Source organism: Bacillus sp. FSL W8-0920, assembly GCF_038593215.1.
Lineage (GTDB): Bacteria > Bacillota > Bacilli > Bacillales > Bacillaceae > Bacillus > Bacillus pumilus.
Map to the genome: position 1 here is coordinate 24,650 of NZ_CP151974.1, position 26,099 is coordinate 50,748.

A 26,099-nucleotide genomic window follows, 5' to 3' on the forward strand; every position below is an offset into this window, starting at 1 on the left:
CATTTGCGAAATGCAGCGGTTTTTTTATTTTGTTTTAGAGCGATTTTTTTGAATAACAGAAGCTATTTCATGAAGAATGGGATCAAGTGAGCTTTCATCATGAAGTAAGTCGTAATCTTCAATGTTAATTTTAATCACTGGGCATAAATCGAATTGTTCAATCCATTCCGTGTATCGAGTATACATTTCTTCCCAATAGGCTCGATCCGTTTGAGTTTCCATCTCTCTGCCGCGTTCCTCAATACGATGTAAAATGTGATTTAAATCCCCGTGCAAATAGATGAGAACATCAGGGTGAGGGAAGTAAGGTGTCATCACCATCGCCTCGAATAGACTTGTATACGTTTCATAATCTACTTCAGACATCGTACCTTTGTCCGCATGCATTTTTGCGAAAATGCCAGTGTCCTCATAAATTGAACGATCTTGCACATACCCTCCACCAGATTCAAAAATCCGCTTTTGCTCCTTAAAACGCTCAGCTAGGAAATAGACCTGTAAATGGAAGCTCCATCTTTGGAAATCTGAATAAAAGGGCTCTAAATATGGGTTATCATCTACTTTTTCAAGAGAGGTTTGAAAGCCTAGCTTGTCCGCTATTGTTTTAGTCATAGTTGATTTTCCGACACCAACAGTCCCGGCGATTGTGATCACTGCATCCTTTGGTATTTCGATATTGTTCATAGCACTTGCTCCTTTATGTTCTGTACAATTTGCTGGTAATCTTGCTGTGAGGAAACGAAGTCTGTATGATCTCCTTCAATTGTAATGATAGGAAGCCCTGGGTCAGTCTGTTTTAAATGTTCAATGGCCAGCTCATAATCTTCAATGAGTGTTTTTAAATAAGCCGGTTCAATGTCTTCTTCAAAAGAGCGTCCTCTCATCTGTATTCTTTCAAGTAAGGTAGGAAGGCTGGCTTTTATATAGATGATGGCATTTGGTTTAGGAAGATCATCTGTTAGCAGGTGATAGATCTTTCTATATTTGTCCATGTGCTTTTTTGATAATGTTCTTTCTGCAAATATCATATTTTTATAGACATGATAATCAGTGACAATCGGCTGCTGTTGATTCACATAGTTTTCTTGAATAGATTCTAATTGTTTGAACCGATTGCATAAAAAGAACATCTCAAGCTGAAAGCTCCATTGTTCCATATCTTCATAAAATTTATCTAAGAATGGATTTTCTTCTACAATCTCTTTTACTAAAGGAAATTGAAATTCCTTCGCAAGCATTGTAGCCAAAGTTGTTTTTCCGGCTCCAATTGGGCCTTCCACTGCAATAAAAGGGGCAGGATACATAGGCGTTCTCCTCTATCTATAAAGTTGTCAAACCAATGTATATTGTACCATACCCCTGCCGAGAGATAGAGCGAACGGATTACGATGTCGTTCTTTTTTCAATATTGAATTGATCTGATAATAAGAGCCAATTTTGAGGGAAGGATAGACCTAATTTCCAATAAGCAATTCCGTTCAAGTTTAACTCTTTGATGAGGTTGAACTTTGCTTGAATTGATCTAGCGTCTTCGAACCATACCTCATGCTCTTTATTATTGGCATCTGTATAACGAAAATAAGGTGCTTGTGCTGTTTCGTCATATAGAATGGAGGCATTATTATTTCTAGCAATTGCAATCGCTTGTTGGGGACTGACAGCTTTAGCAATAGGGCCGCCTTGAACGTAAGGAAGCGTCCAATCATAGCCGTATAAGTTCTGGCCCATAACAATTTTATTTGCTGGAATAACGGTCAGTGCATATTCAATGACTTGGCGGACAGGTCCAATGGGAGAGACTGCTTGCGCAGGGCCGCCGCTGTATCCCCATTCGTAGGTCATTAATACAACATGATCGACGATCTTCCCAATGGCTTCATAGTCATGAGCTTCATACCATTTTCCCTTTTGCTGACTACTTGTTTTAGGGGCAAGTGCAACAGATATTGTCCATCCTTCTTGATGGAAGCGGGTTGTTGCCTCTCTTAAAAATTGAATGTAGGCATCTTTATCAGCGGGACGTAAATATTCAAAATCAAAATGGATTTCTTTTAATTGATACTTTTTTGCAACACGAACGATTTCATTTAAAAATGTGGCTTTGACAGATTGGTTATTCAAAAGAATTTGCCCAAGTTCATCACTGAATTTATCATTCTCTAGGTTAGTCACCACCATGGATAAAACGGTTCTGCTCTGAGCGGCTATTTGAGGTAGCTGATCTATCGGTGGTTCTTTCAGTGTTCCATCTCTTTGCGCTTGAAAACTAAAGGCGCCTAAATGCGTTAAATATGGAGAGGCCTCTCTAGCTGCTTGTTTTAAGTTTTCACTGACTTGATTTCCCCGTGGTTCAATGTAAGCATTCGAGTTAATGTTCCTTTTCGGTCTTTGAGGAATATAGAGCAAGAAGCGAATAGGAAGTATCGCTTCAGGCCGTATTCTATTCACACGTGCCAACTCTTCCACTGAAATTCGAAATCGTCTTCCAATTTGATAAAGTGTGTCATTCTGTTTGACCTCATAAAATTGACCTCTAATTGGAATGACAATTGTTTGTCCAATGACGAGTTGATTTGGTGTTTCAATATCGTTGGTACGGATGATTTCATTGACTGTTGTTTTAAAACGCATGGCAATTTCGTTTAAAGTATCTCCTCTTTTGACAACATAAATTTGAATAGTCAACGCCCCCTTTGTTATTGCTAACAATTTATGAGGGTTATGGATAAATCATGTTTGATTTTCATTCGTGATCTCTTTAGCAGTGGTGATTTTTGCTAGTAGAACGTTCTCCATCATCGTTAAAGCATACTCGTTGTCTCTGTCGTCATTTGATGCGATACAATCTTCAGGTACAATTAAGTTGTATTCTCGCATGTATGCGTCATTTGCAGTGAACAGAACGCAAATGTTTCCTGCAATTCCGGTCAAAATGATGTCTTGTACACCTAATTCATTTAAGAGTGTCTCTAATGCAGTTCCATAGAAGGCAGAATGCTTCGGTTTAATTAAGAAGTAATCATCTTTAGATGGTGCCATTTTCTCTAAAATAGGGGCGCTTCTTTCATTTTTGCATGTTTCCATCACAGCTTGAATATCAGCCTTCCAGAGACCATAGTGGTCGTTGATATAGATGATCGGCCAATTTTCCTTGAAAGCATGATCTTTAAGAGCTAAAATCTTATTGGTCATTTGCTCTGTTTTATCAGCGAGCACATGTCCCATTTCAAAATCAAAATTATTAATCATGTCGATAATAAGCAGTGCCTTTTGGTGCTTTGACAAAGTAAGACCCCCTTTAAAAGATTGTGCTAATATGTTAACCTCAATATCCTTTTAAAAAACATGAAAAGAGAGCCGAGCTATGACGAGAGATGAACAGTTTATGCAAGAAGCTATTTCTGAAGCCTTAAAAGCAGAACAAATAGGAGAAGTACCAATCGGTGCCATCATCGTTGTTGATGACCAAATTGTGAGCCGAGCTCATAATTTAAGGGAAACAGAGCAACGTTCAATTGCACATGCAGAATTACTTGCCATTGATGAAGCGTGTAAAACGACTGGAAGCTGGCGTTTAGAGGATGCTGTACTTTATGTGACGCTTGAACCATGTCCTATGTGTGCGGGAGCGATTGTCCTTTCTAGAGTGAAAAAGGTCGTTTTTGGTGCATACGATCCAAAAGGTGGATGTGCAGGTACTTTAATGAATTTACTGGATGATGAACGGTTCAATCATCAGTCTGAAGTCATTGGTGGTGTACTTGAAAATGAGTGTGGTGAGCTGTTAAGTCAGTTCTTCCGAAATCTCCGTCAGCGAAAGAAACAAGCCAAAAGTAAATGAATGGATGTCGTTTGCAATTTCGGCTATAAGAAGGTATACTTATGTCTGCGTCACTAACAATTTAATATTCATTTTGCCGTGCTAAGCGGGGAGGTAGCGGTGCCCTGTACTCGCAATCCGCTCTAGCGAGGCCGAATCCCTTCTCAAGGTTCGTTTACTTCAAGGTCTGCCTTAAATAAGTGGTGTTGACGTCTGGGTCCTGCGCAATGGGAATTCATGAACCATGTCAGGTCCGGAAGGAAGCAGCATTAAGTGAAACCTCTCATGTGCCGCAGGGTTGCCTGGGCCGAGCTAACTGTTTAAGTAACGCTTGGGGTAGCGAATCGACAGAAGGTGCACGGTAAATCAATATTAAATGTAACTCATCTAGTTAATCTAGGTGAGTTTTTTGTTGCTGTTTAAAGAATAGTTCAGCTGCTTTGTTTATACAAATAGCCAAAAAATCTTTTTAGAGTTTTTTTGTTTTTTATTAATCGCAGCGGGAACTAGTGTTCCTCGTGGTGTGGCAGATCAATTCGAAAATCTAGAAAACAGGTTTTTGGTTCATAGAAAGTAGAAAAACTATAGTTGAAATCATCATTTTCGTTTATTAGAAAATAAAGGTGTGCTTTTGAATTGATCGGTGCATCATGTATAATAAAAAAGATGATAAATGGAGGAGGGCGTATTTGTGAGTTATCAAGCTTTGTATCGAGTGTTCAGACCTCAAGTTTTTGAGGATGTTGTTGGACAAGAACACATCACAAAAACGTTGCAAAATGCCCTTTTGCAGAAGAAGTTTTCTCATGCTTACTTATTTTCAGGTCCTAGAGGAACAGGTAAAACAAGCGCTGCTAAAATCTTTGCGAAGGCAGTGAACTGTGAAAAGTCACCTGTGAGTGAACCTTGTAATGAATGTGATGCCTGTAAAGGGATTACAAACGGCTCGATTTCAGATGTGATCGAAATAGATGCTGCCTCAAACAACGGAGTAGATGAAATCCGTGATATACGTGATAAAGTGAAATTTGCTCCTTCGGCGGTTACATATAAGGTTTATATTATAGATGAAGTACATATGCTCTCTATCGGGGCGTTTAATGCCCTCCTTAAAACGTTAGAGGAGCCGCCCGCTCATTGTATCTTTATTTTGGCTACCACAGAGCCTCATAAGATTCCTCTTACCATCATATCTCGTTGTCAGAGATTTGATTTTAAACGGATCACGACAAAAGATATTGTTGGAAGAATGCAGAAAATTGTAGATGCAGAAAGCCTAAATGTCCAAGAGGGCTCGCTCGAGATTATCGCTAGTGCAGCTGATGGTGGTATGCGTGATGCACTAAGCCTCTTAGATCAAGCAATTTCATTTAGTGGTAAGCAACTGACAATTGATGATGCGCTGCTCATTACAGGAGCTGTTTCTCAGCAATTCATTAGTCAGCTAGCCGAAGCAATTTTTGATCAAAATATTGCCGTGGCGTTAGATACCTTAAATGAATTACTTCAGCAGGGGAAAGATGCTGCTAAATTAATAGAGGACATGATTTTTTACTTTAGAGATATGCTGCTTTATAAAACAGCACCAGATCTGGAAGGGGTCCTTGAAAAGGTAAAGGTCGATGAAAATTTCGTGACGCTTTCGGATCGTGTGACACCTCAATTTCTATATGAAACAATTGAAGTGCTGAATAAAAGTCACCAAGAAATGAAATGGACGAATCATCCAAGGATTTTCTTTGAGGTAGCTGTTGTCAAGCTATGTCAGTCAACGGCTGGAATATCACAAGCTCATGCTAACGCTGATTTAACGACGCTAACGGATAAAATAGACAGGTTGGAACAGGAGCTATCTAGGATAAGAGCTGAGGGTGTGCCAATGTCTCATTCTCATCATCCTCAAGAAAAAAAGGAAGCACCTCGACCACAAACGAGTAACAAAAATGGATACCGTGCACCTGTCGGTCGAATTCACGAAATTCTAAAAGAGGCAAAACGTCCAGAGCTAGAAAAAATTAAAGGTAAGTGGGGAGAACTCCTTGCCCACTTGAAACAGCAGAATAAGGTGTCTCACGCTGCACTATTAACGGATAGTGAACCAGTTGCTGCTGCTACTCATGCCTTTGTTTTAAAATTCAAGTTTGAAATACACTGTAAAATGGTTGCTGAAGATAAAAGTGGTGTTCGAACCAACCTTGAGCAGCTATTAGAGTCTATGTTAGGGAAAAGAGTGGAATTAGTTGGCGTTCCTGACGCTCAATGGGGTAAAATAAGAGAAGAATTTTTAAGAGATCATCAGCCGGATGAACAGGCAGATGGTCAGGGGACTTCTGCTGAAGAGGATCCATTGATTGCAGAAGCAAAGAAGTTAGTAGGAACCGATTTAATAGAAATTAAAGATTAATAAAAATGAAAGAGAGTGGTGTTCATATGCGCGGTGGAATGGGAAATATGCAAAAAATGATGAAACAAATGCAAAAAATGCAAAAGGATATGGCTAAGGCTCAAGAAGAGCTTGCAGAAAAAGTCCTTGAAGGTACAGCAGGTGGCGGTATGGTCACTGTAAAAGTAAATGGACAAAAAGAAGTTGTTGATGTAGCAATCAATGAAGAAGTTGTTGATCCAGAAGATATCGATATGCTTCAAGATCTTGTACTTGCAGCTACAAACGATGCATTGAAAAAAGTTGATGAGTTAACAAATGAAACAATGGGTCAATTCACAAAAGGAATGAACATGCCAGGTTTATTCTAGGAGGAATAACTGAAGATGCAATATCCTGAACCAATATCAAAGCTGATAGACAGCTTTATGAAATTGCCAGGAATCGGACCGAAAACCGCGGTCCGTCTGGCTTTTTTTGTTCTTAGTATGCAGGAAGATGTCGTACTAGATTTCGCGAAGGCGCTTGTTAACGCAAAGCGTAATTTAACTAATTGCTCGGTATGCGGCCATATCACAGATCAAGATCCTTGCTATATTTGTGAAGATACAAGAAGAGATCAATCTGTTATCTGTGTAGTACAAGATCCAAAAGATGTGATCGCAATGGAAAAGATGAAAGAATACAACGGCTTATATCATGTGCTTCATGGTGCCATTTCACCAATGGATGGCATTGGCCCAGAGGACATTAAAATTCCTGACCTGTTAAAAAGATTGCAAGACGATCAAGTGACAGAGGTAATCCTTGCAACGAATCCAAACATTGAAGGAGAGGCTACAGCCATGTATATCTCTAGATTGTTGAAACCATCAGGAATTAAACTCTCTCGTATTGCTCACGGACTACCAGTAGGTGGAGACTTAGAGTATGCGGATGAAGTCACACTGTCTAAAGCTCTAGAGGGCAGACGTGAGATGTAGGAAGGAGAAGTACGGTACATGGGTTTTCTTCGCAGAAAATCAATTCGAAAAGAATTCGATGAGAAATTAATTCAACAGCTTTTTAAGCAAAAGGAAGAATGGAACAGACAAAAAAAGCTTGTCGCAAATAGCGTTGAGCCTTCACCGGACATTCTATTCGAATTAAAGCTTGCTCAAGCGAAGTACTTTTTCTATCTAAGAGAAGCGAAAAAGAGGAATTTACGTTTAAACAACTGGAGATAGCAGGTCTATTTTACATAGTCCTCTCATATGCTTGTACTATTCATATGAAGAGGAGATGAGAGGATTATGGAACCTGTTATTGTGATCGGGTCAATTTTGCTTGCTGTACTATTGTTGTTTATGTCAGGTGTTCAAGCGAACCCCATCAAATGGTTAGGGCTGATCGGAATAAAGTTTGTGGCAGGTGCTCTTTTTTTATTTTGCCTCAATCTATTTGGTGAGAGTCTAGGATTACATGTCTCTATTAACCCTGTAACAAGTGGAATCAGTGGTCTATTGGGCATCCCAGGCGTAGCAGCTTTAGTCGTAATTGAAAAATTTATTATTTAATGAGAAATATTGTTGACTTTGATCCCTTATGGTGGTAAATTAATATACGTCGCTGATGACGAAGAAACGAAATAACATGATAACAAAAAAGTTGTTGACATCAACAATTTAAATATGGTATGATGTTCTAGTCGCTTCTGAAGCGGTAAACAAGTTCTTTGAAAACTAAACAAGACAAAACGTACCTGTTAATTCGAGTTTTTATAAAAAAATCCTATGTTATATCATAGGTAGTCAGTCAAACGCTGACGAAAAACAAAACTTCGGTTTTGTACTTTTTCGGAGAGTTTGATCCTGGCTCAGGACGAACGCTGGCGGCGTGCCTAATACATGCAAGTCGAGCGGACAGAAGGGAGCTTGCTCCCGGATGTTAGCGGCGGACGGGTGAGTAACACGTGGGTAACCTGCCTGTAAGACTGGGATAACTCCGGGAAACCGGAGCTAATACCGGATAGTTCCTTGAACCGCATGGTTCAAGGATGAAAGACGGTTTCGGCTGTCACTTACAGATGGACCCGCGGCGCATTAGCTAGTTGGTGGGGTAATGGCTCACCAAGGCGACGATGCGTAGCCGACCTGAGAGGGTGATCGGCCACACTGGGACTGAGACACGGCCCAGACTCCTACGGGAGGCAGCAGTAGGGAATCTTCCGCAATGGACGAAAGTCTGACGGAGCAACGCCGCGTGAGTGATGAAGGTTTTCGGATCGTAAAGCTCTGTTGTTAGGGAAGAACAAGTGCGAGAGTAACTGCTCGCACCTTGACGGTACCTAACCAGAAAGCCACGGCTAACTACGTGCCAGCAGCCGCGGTAATACGTAGGTGGCAAGCGTTGTCCGGAATTATTGGGCGTAAAGGGCTCGCAGGCGGTTTCTTAAGTCTGATGTGAAAGCCCCCGGCTCAACCGGGGAGGGTCATTGGAAACTGGGAAACTTGAGTGCAGAAGAGGAGAGTGGAATTCCACGTGTAGCGGTGAAATGCGTAGAGATGTGGAGGAACACCAGTGGCGAAGGCGACTCTCTGGTCTGTAACTGACGCTGAGGAGCGAAAGCGTGGGGAGCGAACAGGATTAGATACCCTGGTAGTCCACGCCGTAAACGATGAGTGCTAAGTGTTAGGGGGTTTCCGCCCCTTAGTGCTGCAGCTAACGCATTAAGCACTCCGCCTGGGGAGTACGGTCGCAAGACTGAAACTCAAAGGAATTGACGGGGGCCCGCACAAGCGGTGGAGCATGTGGTTTAATTCGAAGCAACGCGAAGAACCTTACCAGGTCTTGACATCCTCTGACAACCCTAGAGATAGGGCTTTCCCTTCGGGGACAGAGTGACAGGTGGTGCATGGTTGTCGTCAGCTCGTGTCGTGAGATGTTGGGTTAAGTCCCGCAACGAGCGCAACCCTTGATCTTAGTTGCCAGCATTTAGTTGGGCACTCTAAGGTGACTGCCGGTGACAAACCGGAGGAAGGTGGGGATGACGTCAAATCATCATGCCCCTTATGACCTGGGCTACACACGTGCTACAATGGACAGAACAAAGGGCTGCGAGACCGCAAGGTTTAGCCAATCCCATAAATCTGTTCTCAGTTCGGATCGCAGTCTGCAACTCGACTGCGTGAAGCTGGAATCGCTAGTAATCGCGGATCAGCATGCCGCGGTGAATACGTTCCCGGGCCTTGTACACACCGCCCGTCACACCACGAGAGTTTGCAACACCCGAAGTCGGTGAGGTAACCTTTATGGAGCCAGCCGCCGAAGGTGGGGCAGATGATTGGGGTGAAGTCGTAACAAGGTAGCCGTATCGGAAGGTGCGGCTGGATCACCTCCTTTCTAAGGATATATGGAGCAGCGTGCGTTTTCGTCTTGTTTAGTTTTGAAGGAACTTGCAAAAGATCCTACAACATCATATCTTCGATATGAAAGATGGGCCTGTAGCTCAGCTGGTTAGAGCGCACGCCTGATAAGCGTGAGGTCGGTGGTTCGAGTCCACTCAGGCCCACCATCTTCTATTAAATCGGGGCCTTAGCTCAGCTGGGAGAGCGCCTGCCTTGCACGCAGGAGGTCAGCGGTTCGATCCCGCTAGGCTCCACCAACGTGTTCTTTGAAAACTAGATAACAATAAGTAATACATTCACATTGAATGCAATGCAAAGTTCATCACACATAGTGATTCTTTCTAAAGTAAGAAATGGTTAAGTTAGAAAGGGCGCACGGTGGATGCCTTGGCACTAGGAGCCGATGAAGGACGGGACGAACACCGATATGCTTCGGGGAGCTGTAAGCAAGCTTTGATCCGGAGATTTCCGAATGGGGAAACCCACTGCTCGTAATGGAGTAGTATCCATACTTGAATACATAGAGTATGAGAAGGCATACCCGGGGAACTGAAACATCTAAGTACCCGGAGGAAGAGAAAGCAAATGCGATTCCCTGAGTAGCGGCGAGCGAAACGGGAACAGCCCAAACCAAGAGGCTTGCCTCTTGGGGTTGTAGGACACTCTATACGGAGTTACAAAGGAACGATATAAGCGAAGAGGTCTGGAAAGGCCCGCCAAAGAAGGTAACAGCCCTGTAACTGAAATGTTGTTCTCTCCAGAGTGGATCCTGAGTACGGCGGAACACGTGAAATTCCGTCGGAATCCGGGAGGACCATCTCCCAAGGCTAAATACTCCCTAGTGACCGATAGTGAACCAGTACCGTGAGGGAAAGGTGAAAAGCACCCCGGAAGGGGAGTGAAATAGATCCTGAAACCGTGTGCCTACAAGTAGTCAGAGCCCGTTAAAGGGTGATGGCGTGCCTTTTGTAGAATGAACCGGCGAGTTACGATCCCGTGCAAGGTTAAGCAGAAGATGCGGAGCCGCAGCGAAAGCGAGTCTGAATAGGGCGCATGAGTACGTGGTCGTAGACCCGAAACCAGGTGATCTACCCATGTCCAGGGTGAAGTTCAGGTAACACTGAATGGAGGCCCGAACCCACGCACGTTGAAAAGTGCGGGGATGAGGTGTGGGTAGGGGTGAAATGCCAATCGAACCTGGAGATAGCTGGTTCTCTCCGAAATAGCTTTAGGGCTAGCCTCAAGGTAAGAGTCTCGGAGGTAGAGCACTGATTGGACTAGGGGCCCCTACCGGGTTACCGAATTCAGTCAAACTCCGAATGCCGATGACTTATCCTTGGGAGTCAGACTGCGAGTGATAAGATCCGTAGTCGAAAGGGAAACAGCCCAGACCGCCAGCTAAGGTCCCAAAGTATACGTTAAGTGGAAAAGGATGTGGAGTTGCTTAGACAACCAGGATGTTGGCTTAGAAGCAGCCACCATTTAAAGAGTGCGTAATAGCTCACTGGTCGAGTGACTCTGCGCCGAAAATGTACCGGGGCTAAACGTATCACCGAAGCTGCGGACTGTTCTTACGAACAGTGGTAGGAGAGCGTTCTAAGTGCTGTGAAGTCAGACCGGAAGGACTGGTGGAGCGCTTAGAAGTGAGAATGCCGGTATGAGTAGCGAAAGACGGGTGAGAATCCCGTCCACCGAATGCCTAAGGTTTCCTGAGGAAGGCTCGTCCGCTCAGGGTTAGTCGGGACCTAAGCCGAGGCCGAAAGGCGTAGGCGATGGACAACAGGTTGATATTCCTGTACCACCTCCTCACCATTTGAGCAATGGGGGGACGCAGGAGGATAGGGTAAGCGCGGTATTGGATATCCGCGTCCAAGCAGTTAGGCTGGGAAATAGGCAAATCCGTTTCCCGTAAAGGCTGAGCTGTGATGGCGAGCGAAATTTAGTAGCGAAGTTCCTGATTCCACACTGCCAAGAAAAGCCTCTAGCGAGGTGAGAGGTGCCCGTACCGCAAACCGACACAGGTAGGCGAGGAGAGAATCCTAAGGTGATCGAGAGAACTCTCGTTAAGGAACTCGGCAAAATGACCCCGTAACTTCGGGAGAAGGGGTGCTTCTTAGGGTGTTAAAGCCCCGAGAAGCCGCAGTGAATAGGCCCAGGCGACTGTTTAGCAAAAACACAGGTCTCTGCGAAGCCGTAAGGCGAAGTATAGGGGCTGACGCCTGCCCGGTGCTGGAAGGTTAAGAGGAGCGCTTAGCGTAAGCGAAGGTGCGAATTGAAGCCCCAGTAAACGGCGGCCGTAACTATAACGGTCCTAAGGTAGCGAAATTCCTTGTCGGGTAAGTTCCGACCCGCACGAAAGGCGCAACGATCTGGGCACTGTCTCAACGAGAGACTCGGTGAAATTATAGTACCTGTGAAGATGCAGGTTACCCGCGACAGGACGGAAAGACCCCGTGGAGCTTTACTGCAGCCTGATATTGAATGTTGGTACAGCTTGTACAGGATAGGTAGGAGCCTTGGAAACCGGAGCGCTAGCTTCGGTGGAGGCATCGGTGGGATACTACCCTGGCTGTATTGACCTTCTAACCCGCTGCCCTTATCGGGCAGGGAGACAGTGTCAGGTGGGCAGTTTGACTGGGGCGGTCGCCTCCTAAAATGTAACGGAGGCGCCCAAAGGTTCCCTCAGAATGGTTGGAAATCATTCGCAGAGTGTAAAGGCACAAGGGAGCTTGACTGCGAGACCTACAAGTCGAGCAGGGACGAAAGTCGGGCTTAGTGATCCGGTGGTTCCGCATGGAAGGGCCATCGCTCAACGGATAAAAGCTACCCCGGGGATAACAGGCTTATCTCCCCCAAGAGTCCACATCGACGGGGAGGTTTGGCACCTCGATGTCGGCTCATCGCATCCTGGGGCTGTAGTCGGTCCCAAGGGTTGGGCTGTTCGCCCATTAAAGCGGTACGCGAGCTGGGTTCAGAACGTCGTGAGACAGTTCGGTCCCTATCCGTCGCGGGCGCAGGAAATTTGAGAGGAGCTGTCCTTAGTACGAGAGGACCGGGATGGACGCACCGCTGGTGTACCAGTTGTTCTGCCAAGGGCATCGCTGGGTAGCTATGTGCGGACGGGATAAGTGCTGAAAGCATCTAAGCATGAAGCCCCCCTCAAGATGAGATTTCCCATTCCGCAAGGAAGTAAGATCCCTGAAAGATGATCAGGTTGATAGGTCTGAGGTGGAAGCGTGGTGACACGTGGAGCTGACAGATACTAATAGATCGAGGACTTAACCTATATTCTAATGTGAAGCTTGAACATTGTTATCTAGTTTTGAGAGAACATTCTCTCCATCAGGTTTGGTGGCGATAGCGAAGAGGTCACACCCGTTCCCATACCGAACACGGAAGTTAAGCTCTTCAGCGCCGATGGTAGTTGGGGGTCTCCCCCTGTGAGAGTAGGACGCCGCCAAGCTTGTATAAGGATCAGTTCCATACGGAACTGGTCTTTTTTGTTTTTTAAGAAAAGGAACAAACACCCGATTTGACATGGATACATATACTAAACTACCATCTGAAACATTCTTAATTTTGTATACAATTGAAAGCGCTAGGGCATACTGAAGCTATAAGTGGAGGTGTCACAATGAGCAAAAAAGAGCGAGAAGCGATTTGTTTGATTTGTGAAGAGAAAAAGACAAAGGGAATTTATTTATATCATCAGTTTTTGTGCCGCGACTGTGAGCGAAAGTTAATTTCTACATCGACCTCGGATCCTAGCTATTCCGATTATGTGAGAAAGCTTAAAAATCTTCATACGCCGCCTTTGTATTCATAGACCACTAGATGGTCTTTTTTTATGAGCTATGAAGGATTGGGCTTGTTTTTTGGAACTTAGTTTGGACATCATCCGTAATTCATAATAAGATAAACAGAGAGCCTGATTATTCATAGGAGTCGATGAACATGAAATCAATCTTTTATACATTTATATGGGCCATCCTCTCTACTTTTTTTTCGCTTGTGATTTTAACCGTCAGTATAGGGGTTTTCCATCATCATGTTGGATTATCGATACTGTATGCGATGATTGGGTGGGGCGTGATGTTTGTGGGGAGCAGATGGACTGCTTTCCAATTGTTTTTAAAGAAACATGGACTGTCTCGTAGTGATTATGTATATATCAAACAGCATTTAAAAGAAGCAGGACAAAAGCTTGTGCGTTTAAAAAAAGCTTTATTTGCTGTGAAAAACGTACAAACGATCAAACATAATTATGAAGTTTTTCGGCTTGCACGACGAATCTATACAATAACAAAAAAAGAGCCTAATCGATTTTATGATGCACAGCGTTTTTATTTTGAAAGCTTGGATTCTGTCGTTGAACTAACTGAGAAATATGCACTCTTGTATAATCAGCCTAATCGTAGTCATGAGCTGGAAATGACATTGAGCCAAACCCGAGTGACATTGACAGAGCTGCAAAAGCAATTGACGAATGATTTGCAGCAAGTGTTAGGAAGAGATATAGAGGCTCTTCATATTGAGCTTGAAGTAGCTGATAAAATGATGAAGAAATAGATGAAAGGAGTCAAACTCGATGAAACCGGAAGATCGCGCCACAACATCACTTGCCTCCAATACAGATCTTCAGTTTCGGGTGTTTGATACCTTATCTGATGAAGAGAAAAAAGAAGCTGTGCAGCGAGCTCAGCAGATCCCTGAAAATCCGCAAAAGCTCCTTTTCTATGGTACACGTGTGCAGGAACGACTATTGGAACAATCACAACAGATGATGAAATATGTTGAGAAAAAAGATATCGATCAAATAGGAGACGTGCTTGAAGCCTTTTTGCAGCAGCTGCAAGTAGTGGAGCCTGAGGATTTAGTGCCAAAGAAACAGGGCTTTTTTTTGAAATGGTTTCAACGGGATAAGCGATCTATTCAGGAGATCATATCACGATTTCAACATGCAAAATCACAGATCGAGAGATTGTCCGCAAGGCTTCGTTATGCAAGAGGTGTATTAATCTCGGATCATATGTTATTAGAGCGTTTATTTGAAGAAAATCAAACTTATTTTCAAGAGATGACGATGCAGGTTGCCGCGGTTGAAGCGAAAATGACAACGTTAGAGCAGCAGCCTCTTTCAGAAACGCAACTTTCTGTTGAACGGACGTTAGAGGAGCAATTGATGAGTCAAGAAGTCAATGAAGAAGAGTATGTGGAGAGACTAAAGGAACGAAAGTATGATTTGCTGTTAAGCCGGCAAATTGCATTGCAATGTAATGCTCAAATTCGGATGATCCAGCATACGAATCATACATTGGCCAATCACATTCAATCAACTGTTTCAGCATCTATTCCTCTATGGATCAACCAAATGTCGATTGCATTAACAAATATTCAGCAGCGGGCCAATTCAGCTCTTGAGAACCGAATCCAAAAAACATATGAAAATGTATCGAAACAGCAGGGGCAGATTCTTGAAGAGGCATCTTTAGCCCCTATAGATACGTTGAAAAAGGTTCAACGTCAATTAGCTGAAACATTACAGGAAACATTACAGGTGAAAGAGCATGGAAGCCAAGAGCGAGCTCAATTGAAAAGCAGAATGTATGAGGCAGAGCAGCAGTTGGCGAATCCAATAAAGGAATGAGAAACCATCTTTCGGTTCACTTGTTTGAACGTTATAATAGACTTAAGATATCGTTAAAGTGAAAAGGGTCGATTTGTTTGAGAACACCTTTATATACAGCATTAGCACAGCATGCGGAAAAGAAGCCTTATTCTTTTCACGTTCCAGGACATCACAATGGAGATGTCTTTTTTGATGAGGCACGGTCTCACTATGCTTCAATCCTTCAATTGGATGTGACGGAGCTTGAAGGCCTAGATGATCTTCATCACCCGACTGGGGTCATCCAAGAGGCAGAACATTTATTGACTAAGCTATATGGTTCAGGTCAAAGCTTCTTCCTTGTGAATGGCACAACAGTCGGAAATTTGGCGATGGTGATGACAGCATGCCGCACGGGAGACGAGATTTTTGTCCAGCGTAATTGCCATAAGTCTGTCTTTCATGCGATCGAGCTTGCAGGGGCAACGCCTATTTTGATAGACGCTGAGATAGACGCACACTTGCACGTTCCAACACATGTGACGGATGATACAGTGAGAAAAGCCATAGCAAAACATCCTCATTGCCGGGCAATCGTTTTGACTTATCCGAACTACTACGGACACGCAGCTGATTTATCAAAGCTGATTCACATGTGTCATGAAGCAGGTATGGTTGTTTTGGTTGATGAGGCACATGGTGCGCATTTTGTCTTAGCCGGTGCCTTTCCTCCATCTGCTCTTTCCTATGGAGCGGACGTGGTGGTACAATCAGCACATAAAACCCTTCCGGCAATGACGATGGGTTCCTATCTTCATCTTCAAGGGGACCGAATCGATGCGAAGCGTTTGAAAACCTTGCTCACGATGCTTCAAAGTAGTTCGCCCTCTTATCCAATTATGGCCTCATTAGATGTAGCAAGAGCTTATGTCGAGGAGATCAAAGGAAAAGGGACATTGGATGTAATCATGAAAGAACTGACAGAGCTGAAAGATCAGTTCAACCGTCTGACCCATCTTGAAGTGGTTGAACCTGACTCGCTACATTCCGATCCTTTAAAATGCGTCATTCGATCAACAAAAGGACTGACTGGTTACGAACTAAAGCAGGTGCTTGAATCAGTGGATGTTCATCCAGAGCTTGCGGACGAACATCAGGTTTTACTTGTACTTAGCTTAGAAAAGAGGCAGAACGTTCCTTTCAAGCGGATTGAGCAGGCTCTTAAGCAAAGTGATTCATTGCTCAAAAGAAAAAAACATATCCAAAATGAGACGATATCTATTGAGACTGATGTACAAAATCAAGACATAGAGGCTGTCCCATTTGAACATGCAGCAGGCCGGATGAGTGCAGAATCCATTATTCCCTATCCACCTGGAATTCCTTTGATGATTAAGGGAGAGCGTATTGAAAAAGAACAAATTGAGGCGTTAAGCCGCTTGCTTGGTCACGAGGTTCATATTCAAGCAAGTCAGGTCATTCATCAGAGAAAATTATATGTTTATATAGAAGAGGAGACACTATGAGTGGTATGTTTATTACGTTTGAAGGGCCAGAGGGTGCCGGAAAAACGACAGTGATACGAAAAGTGTACGAAGAAATGGAACGTCAAGGATATGCAGTGATGGCGACACGCGAGCCGGGCGGCATTGACATTGCTGAGCAGATCCGTGAAGTCATTTTAAATGAAAAAAATACAAAAATGGATGCGAAAACAGAGGCATTGCTGTATGCAGCAGCAAGAAGGCAGCATTTGGCTGAAAAGGTAGAACCGGCATTGCAGCGCGGAGAGACAGTCTTGTGTGATCGTTTTGTTGATAGCTCTCTTGCTTATCAAGGCTATGCGAGAGGACTTGGAATTGACCAAGTCAGATCAATTAACGACTTTGCTATTGATGGCACGATGCCGCAAATGACGATTTACTTTTCCATTACACCTGAGGAAGGGCTAAAGCGAATTCACGCCAATCAAGGAAGAGAAAAGAATCGATTAGACATGGAGACGCTGAATTTCCACCAGTTGGTCAGAGAAGGCTATGAACTACTTATTGCGCAATCACCAGAACGATTCCATGTAGTGGATGCTTCTCAGCCAATGCAAGATGTCTATGAAGAAGTACTTCGAGTGATTCAGGACACATTAAAGAAAAATCAAAAATGACCTCATTCCCAATCGTTGTTATAATATAGAGGAAGACATCGGCATGTCACCTGTGCCTAAAACAAAGGAGGCCAATCAAATGAAATTAATTGTTGCCGTTGTACAGGACCAAGATAGCAGCAAGTTGTTGAAAATATTGACTGAACATCAATTCGGCGTGACAAAATTAGCTTCAACTGGTGGGTTTTTAAAGTCTGGGAATACGACTTTTATCATTGGTTGTGATGATGTCCGAGTGGATAAAGCGTTACAGCTTATAAAAGAAAATTGCCGTAAACGTGATCAAATGATTGCACCTGTATCTCCAATGGGTGGTAACGCAGATTCATATGTACCATACCCTGTTGAGGTTGAAGTTGGTGGAGCTACTGTCTTTATTCTGCCAGTTGAACAATTTCATCAATTCTAAGGATGGGTTGCTGTGAAAATTAATCAAGATATGCGGCTGCTTTTAGAAAAGCGTGAACTCCAAGGCATGAAAGGAAGCCACACATCTGCCTCTTTTAAAGCATCGATGGAGACGCAAAGCGGCAAAATGCGCTTAGAGCAGCTGACGGTTATGCTGAGTGATATCGAAGTGTTCGGTAAAAAGCTGACAAAGTCACGAAACTTAAAGGACTTGGCTAGGTTTAAAGGTCTTGTGAAGCGCTTTGTGAAAGAGACAGTCGATAATGGATTAAATATAGAAACATCAAGAAGCTTTGACATTTATGGCAACACGCGTACACTCGCTTTAGTCAAAGCATTAGATGAAAAGCTGATTGAATTAACAGAGGATATGATGGACCAAGAGAAGCCATCTATTGATTTGCTTGAACGTATTGGAGAAATAAAAGGTTTATTGATTAACCTTTACACATAGAGAGTGATAACATGGCAATTAGCTGGGATGACATGAATGATTTGCAGCCGCGCGTCATGCGGCTGATTTTTAATAGTATTGATAAAGATCGACTTGCGCATGCCTACTTATTTGAAGGAAAAAAGGGTACTGGTAAGCGGGAAGCTGCGATGCTTTTGGCTAAGAGTTTTTTTTGCTTGGAATCAGGAGTGAAACCGTGTGAATCCTGTCAAAACTGCAAGAGGATTGAGTCAGGTAACCATCCCGATTTACATCTCGTGCAGCCTGATGGTCAATCAATTAAGAAAGCGCAAGTACAGGCATTGCAAGAGGAATTTACAAAAGCAGGTGTGGAATCTCACCGAAAAATGTATATCATTCTTCATGCGGACAAAATGACGGTTAATGCTGCGAACAGTTTATTAAAGTTCCTAGAGGAGCCTAACCGGGAAACGATGGCAATTTTAATCACTGAGCAATCGCATAAAATGTTGGATACGATTATTTCAAGATGTCAGATGCTCAGCTTTCAGCCGCTGCAGCCACAATCCTTGGAGCAGCAGCTATTACAAGAAGGCGTATCTCAGCATCTTGCAAGGCTTTTGTCGAATTTAACCAACAATTTAGCAGAAGCACTCGAATTAAGTCGAAATGATCAGTTTGCAGAGTCTAGAGCGAAAGTGATAAAATTGTATGAAGTCTTACACCAGCGAAAAGAACATGCATTTTTTTATATACAGGATCAATGGATGCCTTTTTTCAAAGAGAAAGACCTTCAAGAAACAGGTCTGGATATGCTTTTATTTATATATCGTGATGTATTGTCGATTCAAATAGGAAATGAAGATAAAGTCATTTATCAAGACTTATTCCAGACAATGAAGCAGCACGCGCTGCATTCCACACAGCAGATGGTGACGAACCAGATCCTTGCTGTATTAGAAGCGAAAAAGAGACTTCAATCCAACGTGAATGCCCAAGGGCTGATGGAGCAATTGGTGTTGATGTTGCAGGAGGGATAAGCTTGTACAACGTAATTGGTGTTCGCTTTAAAAAAGCGGGCAAAATCTATTATTTCGATCCTAATGGATTTCATATAGAAAATGATAGTTGTGTCATTGTAGAGACGGTCAGAGGAGTTGAGTACGGACAAGTGGTCATCGCTAATAAAAAAGTAGATGAACACGATGTCGTTCTTCCTCTGCGTAAGGTGATTCGTGTAGCAGACGAACGAGACCGACTCATCGTTGAGGAAAACAAAGAAGCAGCGATGACAGCCTTTGATACATGTCTTCAGAAGGTAAGTGAACACGGTCTTGAAATGAAACTGGTTGATGTTGAATTTACATTTGACCGAAACAAGGTCATTTTCTACTTCACAGCGGATGGCAGAGTAGATTTCCGTGAGCTAGTGAAGGATCTTGCATCGATCTTCAAAACGAGAATTGAACTTCGCCAGATTGGTGTAAGAGACGAGGCAAAAATGCTGGGTGGCATAGGACCTTGCGGGCGAATGCTTTGCTGTTCGACATTCTTAGGAGACTTTGAACCAGTATCCATTAAGATGGCAAAAGATCAAAACCTGTCGCTAAATCCCACAAAAATTTCAGGGCTTTGCGGTCGTTTGATGTGTTGCTTGAAATATGAGAATGATGAGTATGAAACAGCGAAAGAACAATTGCCGGATATCGGTGAAACGATTCAAACATCTAGTGGCTCTGCAAAGGTAGTAGGACTCAACATTTTAGAACGAATTTTGCAAGTTGAATTAACCGGGCAAGAAAAAGTGGTAGAATATACTTGGGAAGAATTATTACAAGAAGGCGTTGTATCTGCACAAACAACTGAGTAACGAGGTGTGCCACCTTGGATAAAAAGGAACTATTTGATACGGTGATCAATTTAGAAGAACAAATTGGTTCTCTTTATCGCCAGTTAGGTGATTTGAAAAATCATATCGGTGAAGTGATTGAAGAAAATCATCAGCTGCAGATGGAGAATCAGCACTTGCGTGAACGTCTGGATCAGTCCGATCGGGACAAATCGTCTGAGACAGAGAATGATTCTGCTCAGAAACCAGGTCATTCTGATATAGGAGAAGGTCATGATAATCTGGCTCGGTTATATCAGGAGGGCTTCCATATTTGCAATGTACATTATGGAAGCATACGTAAAGAGGGAGACTGTTTGTTCTGTCTGTCATTTTTAAATAAAAAATGAGAAAAGGCTTCCGCTGAATCGGAAGCCTTTTTCACAGGAAAAGAAAGGATACATCATGGTTTCGTTAAGAGAAGATGAACGATTAGATTATTTGCTCGCCGAAGATATGAAAATTATTCAAAGTAAAACGGTTTTCGCCTTTTCATTGGACGCAGTGTTATTAGCAAAATTTGCGTATGTGCCTATCCAAAAAGGAGAGATCATTGATCTTTGCACGGGAAATGGCATTGTGCCATTGCTGCTTTCGACTCGATCTAAGGCTTCCATTACTGGGGTCGAAATTCAAGAGCGGCTGTTTGATATGGCAAAAAGAAGTGTGGCGTATAATCAAGTTGAAAAGCAGATAGAACTGATTCATGGCGATCTGAATGATATGCCAGCACGCTACGGCAATCACAAAGTAGATGTCATCACATGTAATCCACCATATTTTAAGACACCTTCTAAAGAAGAAATCAATGAGAATGAATACTTGGCCATTGCTCGGCATGAAATTCATTGTACATTAGAAGATGTCATTCGCGTTTCTTCCACGCTGCTGAAGCAAGGAGGGAAACTGGCGATGGTTCATCGGCCGGGACGGCTGCTTGAGATTGTGGAATTGATGAAGAAGTACCGAATTGAGCCAAAACGAATTCAATTTGTTTATCCAAAACAGGGTAAGGAAGCCAATACCATCTTAGTAGAGGGGATAAAAGATGGAAAACCAGACCTGAAAATTCTCCCGCCTCTTTTTGTTTATGGAGATGATCAAGAGTATACAGAGGAAATCAGGACGATACTGTATGGAGAAGCATAATCATTATTTCTATGTATTGAAATGTGCAGACGGCAGCCTATATGCAGGTTATACAAATGATTTACAAAAAAGACTGACGACCCACAATAGTGGAAAGGGAGCAAAGTATACAAGAGCAAGACGGCCAGTTGAGCTGTATTATCATGAATGTTTTGCAACCAAAAGAGAAGCCATGCAGCAAGAATATCGTTTCAAAACGTGGACACGGAAAAAGAAAGATCTTTATATAGAAGAAATGCGTATTGAAAAGGAGGCGGCACATGAAAACACAGAAAAGCTTTGATGGTCAATCAGATATGGGCATTCTATATCTCGTCCCAACCCCAATTGGCAATTTAGAAGATATGACGTTTCGAGCCATACAAACATTAAAAGATGTAGACTATATTGCCGCAGAGGATACAAGACAAACGAAAAAACTTTGTCATGTCTATGAAATTGATACGCCATTAACGAGTTATCATGAGCATAACAAAGACAGCAGCGGCCACAAGTTGATCGAATGGTTAAAAGAAGGAAAAAACATCGCACTCGTGAGCGATGCTGGTTTACCGACAATTTCTGATCCAGGTGCTGAAGTGGTCCGAGACTTTACGAATATCGGCGGTTATGTCGTTCCGTTACCTGGAGCAAATGCTGTACTTACAGCACTCATTGCCTCAGGGATCACGCCACAGCCATTTTTCTTTTATGGATTTCTTGACCGACAAAAAAAGGAAAAGAAAAAACAGCTCGAAGCTTTGAAGAAGCGTCAAGAAACAATCATTTTCTATGAAGCGCCTCATCGGTTAAAAGAAACGCTGACTTTGATGAAGGAAGTGTGGGGCAACCGGAATATCGCCATTACGAGAGAACTAACGAAAAAATTTGAAGAGTTTATTCGTGGAGATTTAGAGTCTGTGCTGACATGGGCGGTAGAGAATCAAATCCGAGGTGAATTCTGTCTAGTCGTACAAGGTAACGATCAAGATGAAGAAGAGCTAAATGAAGATGTCTGGTGGAAGTCCTTATCTGAAAAGGAACACGTAATCCATTACATAGAGGAAGGATTAACGTCGAAGGAAGCCATTAAACATGCAGCCGTCGAACGCGGTGTACCAAAGCGCACCATATACGATGCCTATCATATTGAACAATAAAGAAAGGTTCTTGCAAACGGTGCAAGAACCTTTTTTATATCAAACTTATTTTTGTGATTGAAGTTGGTTTTGGATTTCGTTAATGATTTGCTCTGCACCTTCACGGCTAAGAACTAATTTACCATTAGCAAGTTTAAGGTTATCGTCTGATACTTCACCTGTAACTTGGCAAGTCATGTTTGGTTTATATTTTTTTAGGATAATTTTTTCATCATCAACATAAATTTCCAAAGCGTCTTTTTCAGCGATTCCTAGAGTACGGCGAAGTTCGATTGGAATCACCACGCGCCCTAATTCGTCAACTTTACGTACAATACCTGTAGATTTCATCTTCATTCTCCTCCCAAAGAGTTCTTATTCTTAATATAATATTATCTTCGTCATTATTCGACAAATTCCTTACATTCATAGCATAACAAGGTTTCCATAAATCGTCAATCATTTTGTTTACTATTGTTTGTAAAATATGACTCTTAAAGTCAAAAGACCTTGAAACTACTGATTTATAAGGATTTTGCGGCTTTTTTCTATGAAAATATGAGAAATGACGAGTTCAGATTAACAAGACTTTTGCCCTAAATTAGACAATTGTAAATCTGGAGATAGATTTCATACGACAATATTCGACAAAATGTCGACAGGTTTGTCGTTTTTTTCGAAAAACTCATCTTTTTCGATCATTTCATCTTGTTCTATGTATATATGCTTGATCTTAAAGGCTAAGATGGTATCATAGAGAAAGCACAAGTGCAAAATTTAATAAATGGATCTAACACATTTTCATGTAATGATGATAACCGCTCTCGTCCATTGGGCGGGAGTTTTTGACATTTATACACGCAGGAGGTTCCAACATGCCGGAAAAGAAAAAAACGTTCTATCTGACAACACCTATTTACTATCCGAGCGGAAAATTACATATTGGACATGCTTATACGACAGTAGCAGGGGATGCTATGGCTCGTTATAAACGTCTTCAAGGCTATGATGTGATGTATTTAACGGGTACAGATGAGCACGGACAAAAAATTCAGCAAAAAGCTGAAGAACAAAACATCACACCGATCGAATATTTAGATCCCGTCGTAGCAGACATTCAATCACTATGGAAGAAACTCGACATTTCCAATGATGATTTCATCCGTACAACAGAAAAAAGACATACGAAAATCATTGAGCAAGTATTTCAAAAGCTGCTTGATCAAGGCGATATTTATTTAGACCAATATGAAGGCTGGTACAGTATTCCTGATGAGACATTCTATACGGAAACACAGCTTGTGGATGTTGAGCGGAATGAAAAAGGAGAAGTCACTGGCGGGAAAAGCCCTGACAGCGGACATCCTGTCGAATTAATTAAAGAGGAATCATATTTCTTCCGTATGAGTAAGTATGCGGATCGTTTACTAGACTATTACGAAAAGAATCCAACGTTCATTCAGCCTGAATCAAGAAAGAATGAAATGATCAATAACTTCATCAAACCAGGTTTAGAGGATCTAGCTGTATCAAGAACAACCTTTGACTGGGGAATTAAAGTTCCAAACAATCCAAAGCACGTCATCTATGTATGGATTGATGCGTTGTTCAACTATTTAACTGCGATTGGTTACGGTACTGATCAGGATGAAAAATATAAAAAATATTGGCCTGCCAACGTGCACCTCGTAGGGAAAGAAATTGTTCGTTTTCATACGATTTATTGGCCAATTATGCTGATGGCACTCGATCTGCCGCTGCCGAAACAAATTTTCGCACACGGCTGGCTGTTGATGAAAGATGGTAAGATGTCTAAATCAAAAGGGAACGTAGTAGATCCGGTCACATTAATAGATCGCTACGGTCTTGATGCCCTTCGTTATTACCTCCTTCGTGAAGTACCATTTGGTGCGGATGGTGTGTTTACACCAGAAGGATTCGTGGAACGTGTAAACTATGACCTTGCCAATGACTTAGGTAACTTGCTTAACCGTACAGTTGCGATGGTTCAAAAATATTTTGACGGTACATTAAGCAGCTATAAGGGTCCAGTTAATGAGTTTGATGAGGAGCTTAAAGCAGTAGCTGAGCAAACAGTCAAAGCCTATGAAGAAGCGATGGAAAACCTTGAATTCTCTGTGGCTCTTTCAAATGTTTGGACATTAATCAGCAGAACCAATAAATATATTGACCAGACAGCTCCTTGGGTGCTGGCAAAGGATGAAACAAAACGAAAAGAGCTGCATTCTGTCATGTATCATTTAGCAGAATCACTCCGCATCACAGCAGTGCTCTTAACGCCTTTCCTAACGAAAACACCTGAGAAAATTTTCTTCCAGCTTGGCATTGAAGAAGAGAAGCTTAAAAGCTGGGATAGCATTCTATCTTTCGGTGCGATTCAACAAGCGACGGTACAAAAAGGCGAGCCTTTATTCCCGCGTTTAGAGGTTGAAGAAGAAGTAGCATATATTAAAGAGAAAATGCAGGGAAGTGCACCAAAGGTAGAAGAAGAGAAAGTAGAAATAGAAGAAACAGAATTACCTGAGCTAGGAGAAGAAATTGCTTTTGATGATTTCTCAAAAGTTGATCTTCGAGTCGCACAGGTACTGGAAGCAGCCCCAGTGAAAAAAGCAGATCGTCTCTTAAAGCTGCAGCTTGATTTTGGATTTGAAAAGAGACAAATTGTTTCGGGGATAGCCAAGCATTATCAACCTGAGGAATTAGTAGGGAAGAAGCTCGTCTGTGTAGCAAATCTCACACCAGTTAAACTCAGAGGGGAAATTTCCCAGGGAATGATTTTAACTGGAGAAACTAGCGGGAAATTGCAGGTTCTTGAAGTGGATCAATCTCTAGCAAATGGAACAAAAATTTTATAAATCAACAAAGGTGTTCCACGTGTAACATTTCGTCGAACACCTTTTGTTTTTTAGAAGAATTGTCGAAAGGAGCAATCAACGATGTTATTTGATACACATGCCCACTTAAATGCGGAACAATATAATGAAGACTTAGAGCAGGTGATCGAAAGAGCGAAGAGTGAAAAAGTCGAAAAAATCGTAGTGGTAGGGTTTGACCGCCCGACAATTACGAGAGCAATGGAATTAATTGAAGAGTATGATTTCATCTATGCAGCCATTGGCTGGCACCCAGTCGACGCCATCGATATGACAGATGAGGATTTGCTGTGGATCAAAGAATTATCTCAACATGAAAAAGTCGTTGCAATTGGAGAAATGGGTCTCGATTACTATTGGGACAAGTCGCCAAAAGATGTGCAAAAAGAAGTCTTTAGACGTCAAATTGCTCTTGCGAAGGAAGTGAATCTTCCGATCATTATTCATAATCGTGACGCAACGGAAGATGTCGTGACGATCTTAAAGGAAGAGGGAGCGGCTGAAGTTGGAGGGATTATGCATTGCTTTACTGGCAGCCTAGAAATCGCAAAAGCGTGTATGGATATGAACTTTTATATTTCATTCGGTGGACCCGTGACATTTAAAAATGCCAAAAAACCGAAGGAAGTTGTCAAAGACATACCAAGTGACCGACTTTTGATTGAAACAGACTGCCCATACTTAACACCAGCGCCATTTAGAGGAAAACGCAACGAGCCAAGTTATGTGAAATATATCGCAGAACAAATTGCGGAGTTACGAGAAATAAGCTTTGAAGAGCTTGCTGAATTGACCACAAAAAATGCGAAAAAAGTTTTCGGTATAAACTGACAGTATATGATGTCAATCCTTGTTTAAGCTTGTCCATT

General features: G+C 42.4%; 26 protein-coding genes, 2 tRNA genes, 3 rRNA genes and 1 other RNA gene. 27 read left to right on the top strand and 5 right to left on the bottom strand.

Annotated features, from left to right (window positions below):
- Positions 1–24: 24 nt before the first annotated feature.
- The 4 genes from NSS78_RS00110 to NSS78_RS00125 all read right to left on the bottom strand — a co-directional run bounded on the left by NSS78_RS00110 (position 25) and on the right by NSS78_RS00125 (position 3,285).
- Positions 25–684, bottom strand: a complete 660-nt coding sequence (locus tag NSS78_RS00110; protein ID WP_012009062.1) for a deoxynucleoside kinase — start codon at positions 682–684, stop codon at positions 25–27.
- Entirely contained in the window at positions 681–1,304 is a 624-nt protein-coding gene (locus NSS78_RS00115; RefSeq protein WP_003218080.1) for a deoxynucleoside kinase, read from the bottom strand. Before NSS78_RS00115 ends, NSS78_RS00110 begins: the two co-directional genes overlap by 4 nt.
- Before the next feature lie 79 nt (positions 1,305–1,383).
- Positions 1,384–2,685, bottom strand: a complete 1,302-nt coding sequence (locus NSS78_RS00120; RefSeq protein WP_003218116.1) for a glycoside hydrolase family 18 protein — start codon at positions 2,683–2,685, stop codon at positions 1,384–1,386.
- Between the two features lie 45 nt (positions 2,686–2,730).
- A complete protein-coding gene (locus tag NSS78_RS00125; protein ID WP_003218117.1) occupies positions 2,731–3,285 on the bottom strand; it encodes an isochorismatase family cysteine hydrolase in 555 nt (184 codons plus the stop codon).
- A gap of 79 nt (positions 3,286–3,364) precedes the next feature.
- Here NSS78_RS00125 and tadA point away from each other — a divergent pair, with 79 nt between their 5' ends.
- The 25 genes from tadA to rsmI all read left to right on the top strand — a co-directional run bounded on the left by tadA (position 3,365) and on the right by rsmI (position 22,357).
- Positions 3,365–3,841, top strand: a complete 477-nt coding sequence (gene tadA, locus NSS78_RS00130; RefSeq protein WP_003218102.1) for a tRNA adenosine(34) deaminase TadA — start codon at positions 3,365–3,367, stop codon at positions 3,839–3,841.
- 76 nt (positions 3,842–3,917) lie between these two features.
- Positions 3,918–4,182: signal recognition particle sRNA large type (gene ffs / locus NSS78_RS00135), an RNA gene on the top strand.
- Positions 4,183–4,511: 329 nt separating this feature from the next.
- Entirely contained in the window at positions 4,512–6,224 is a 1,713-nt protein-coding gene (dnaX, locus tag NSS78_RS00140) for a DNA polymerase III subunit gamma/tau (RefSeq protein ID WP_212046730.1), read from the top strand.
- Between the two features lie 26 nt (positions 6,225–6,250).
- Positions 6,251–6,574 carry a YbaB/EbfC family nucleoid-associated protein gene (locus NSS78_RS00145; protein ID WP_008342011.1) on the top strand — a complete coding sequence of 108 codons (324 nt, stop codon included), beginning with the start codon at positions 6,251–6,253 and terminating at the stop codon, positions 6,572–6,574.
- A 15-nt stretch (positions 6,575–6,589) separates the two neighbouring features.
- Positions 6,590–7,186 carry a recombination protein RecR gene (recR, locus tag NSS78_RS00150; RefSeq protein WP_050945828.1) on the top strand — a complete coding sequence of 199 codons (597 nt, stop codon included), beginning with the start codon at positions 6,590–6,592 and terminating at the stop codon, positions 7,184–7,186.
- A gap of 18 nt (positions 7,187–7,204) precedes the next feature.
- Positions 7,205–7,429 (top strand): YaaL family protein, encoded by a 225-nt coding sequence (locus tag NSS78_RS00155; RefSeq protein WP_003218088.1) that lies wholly within the window; start codon positions 7,205–7,207, stop codon positions 7,427–7,429.
- 66 nt (positions 7,430–7,495) lie between these two features.
- Positions 7,496–7,759: a pro-sigmaK processing inhibitor BofA family protein gene (locus tag NSS78_RS00160; protein ID WP_003218084.1), complete on the top strand. Its 264-nt coding sequence runs from the start codon at positions 7,496–7,498 to the stop codon at positions 7,757–7,759.
- A 276-nt stretch (positions 7,760–8,035) separates the two neighbouring features.
- Positions 8,036–9,584: ribosomal RNA gene (locus NSS78_RS00165) — 16S ribosomal RNA — on the top strand.
- Between the two features lie 95 nt (positions 9,585–9,679).
- Positions 9,680–9,756, top strand: a tRNA-Ile gene (locus tag NSS78_RS00170).
- A gap of 14 nt (positions 9,757–9,770) precedes the next feature.
- Positions 9,771–9,846 (top strand) — tRNA-Ala (locus NSS78_RS00175).
- Positions 9,847–9,944: 98 nt separating this feature from the next.
- A 23S ribosomal RNA gene (locus NSS78_RS00180) occupies positions 9,945–12,875 on the top strand.
- Between the two features lie 61 nt (positions 12,876–12,936).
- Positions 12,937–13,052: ribosomal RNA gene (gene rrf / locus NSS78_RS00185) — 5S ribosomal RNA — on the top strand.
- Together the 16S, 23S and 5S rRNA genes with 2 tRNA genes alongside form the textbook arrangement of a ribosomal RNA operon.
- Before the next feature lie 171 nt (positions 13,053–13,223).
- Positions 13,224–13,415 carry a sigma factor G inhibitor Gin gene (locus NSS78_RS00190; protein WP_003217973.1) on the top strand — a complete coding sequence of 64 codons (192 nt, stop codon included), beginning with the start codon at positions 13,224–13,226 and terminating at the stop codon, positions 13,413–13,415.
- 128 nt (positions 13,416–13,543) lie between these two features.
- Positions 13,544–14,158 (top strand): 5-bromo-4-chloroindolyl phosphate hydrolysis family protein, encoded by a 615-nt coding sequence (locus NSS78_RS00195; RefSeq protein WP_212046568.1) that lies wholly within the window; start codon positions 13,544–13,546, stop codon positions 14,156–14,158.
- A gap of 19 nt (positions 14,159–14,177) precedes the next feature.
- Positions 14,178–15,236, top strand: a complete 1,059-nt coding sequence (locus NSS78_RS00200) for a toxic anion resistance protein (protein WP_212046567.1) — start codon at positions 14,178–14,180, stop codon at positions 15,234–15,236.
- Between the two features lie 77 nt (positions 15,237–15,313).
- A complete protein-coding gene (locus tag NSS78_RS00205) occupies positions 15,314–16,723 on the top strand; it encodes an aminotransferase class I/II-fold pyridoxal phosphate-dependent enzyme (protein WP_212046566.1) in 1,410 nt (469 codons plus the stop codon).
- Entirely contained in the window at positions 16,720–17,358 is a 639-nt protein-coding gene (gene tmk / locus NSS78_RS00210; protein ID WP_003217977.1) for a dTMP kinase, read from the top strand. Before NSS78_RS00205 ends, tmk begins: the two co-directional genes overlap by 4 nt.
- Positions 17,359–17,437: 79 nt before the next feature.
- The gene (locus tag NSS78_RS00215; RefSeq protein ID WP_012008640.1) at positions 17,438–17,767 is read left to right on the top strand and encodes a cyclic-di-AMP receptor; all 330 of its coding nucleotides are present in this window, start codon (positions 17,438–17,440) and stop codon (positions 17,765–17,767) included.
- A 12-nt stretch (positions 17,768–17,779) separates the two neighbouring features.
- Positions 17,780–18,220 carry a DUF327 family protein gene (locus NSS78_RS00220; RefSeq protein ID WP_003217911.1) on the top strand — a complete coding sequence of 147 codons (441 nt, stop codon included), beginning with the start codon at positions 17,780–17,782 and terminating at the stop codon, positions 18,218–18,220.
- Between the two features lie 11 nt (positions 18,221–18,231).
- Positions 18,232–19,221 (top strand): DNA polymerase III subunit delta', encoded by a 990-nt coding sequence (holB, locus tag NSS78_RS00225; RefSeq protein WP_327840476.1) that lies wholly within the window; start codon positions 18,232–18,234, stop codon positions 19,219–19,221.
- Between the two features lie 2 nt (positions 19,222–19,223).
- Positions 19,224–20,051 (top strand): stage 0 sporulation family protein, encoded by an 828-nt coding sequence (locus NSS78_RS00230; protein ID WP_003217932.1) that lies wholly within the window; start codon positions 19,224–19,226, stop codon positions 20,049–20,051.
- 14 nt (positions 20,052–20,065) lie between these two features.
- Positions 20,066–20,419, top strand: coding sequence for a DNA replication initiation control protein YabA (yabA, locus tag NSS78_RS00235; protein WP_003217957.1), 354 nt, complete (start codon positions 20,066–20,068; stop codon positions 20,417–20,419).
- 55 nt (positions 20,420–20,474) lie between these two features.
- Positions 20,475–21,218, top strand: a complete 744-nt coding sequence (locus NSS78_RS00240) for a tRNA1(Val) (adenine(37)-N6)-methyltransferase (RefSeq protein ID WP_268459713.1) — start codon at positions 20,475–20,477, stop codon at positions 21,216–21,218.
- Complete coding sequence (locus NSS78_RS00245; RefSeq protein ID WP_003217970.1) at positions 21,205–21,501, top strand: GIY-YIG nuclease family protein; 297 nt, start codon at positions 21,205–21,207, stop codon at positions 21,499–21,501. The genes NSS78_RS00240 and NSS78_RS00245 overlap by 14 nt, the downstream gene beginning before the upstream one ends.
- On the top strand, positions 21,479–22,357 hold the full coding sequence (gene rsmI, locus NSS78_RS00250; protein ID WP_342468257.1) for a 16S rRNA (cytidine(1402)-2'-O)-methyltransferase: 879 nt from the start codon (positions 21,479–21,481) through the stop codon (positions 22,355–22,357). The genes NSS78_RS00245 and rsmI overlap by 23 nt, the downstream gene beginning before the upstream one ends.
- Before the next feature lie 45 nt (positions 22,358–22,402).
- Here the strand turns inward: rsmI and NSS78_RS00255 are convergent, their stop codons facing one another.
- Entirely contained in the window at positions 22,403–22,693 is a 291-nt protein-coding gene (locus NSS78_RS00255; RefSeq protein ID WP_087975202.1) for an AbrB/MazE/SpoVT family DNA-binding domain-containing protein, read from the bottom strand.
- 518 nt (positions 22,694–23,211) lie between these two features.
- Between NSS78_RS00255 and metG the strand changes: the two genes are divergently transcribed.
- Positions 23,212–25,212 carry a methionine--tRNA ligase gene (metG, locus tag NSS78_RS00260; protein ID WP_212046563.1) on the top strand — a complete coding sequence of 667 codons (2,001 nt, stop codon included), beginning with the start codon at positions 23,212–23,214 and terminating at the stop codon, positions 25,210–25,212.
- An 81-nt stretch (positions 25,213–25,293) separates the two neighbouring features.
- Positions 25,294–26,061, top strand: coding sequence for a TatD family hydrolase (locus NSS78_RS00265; protein ID WP_050945797.1), 768 nt, complete (start codon positions 25,294–25,296; stop codon positions 26,059–26,061).
- Positions 26,062–26,099: the final 38 nt, after the last annotated feature.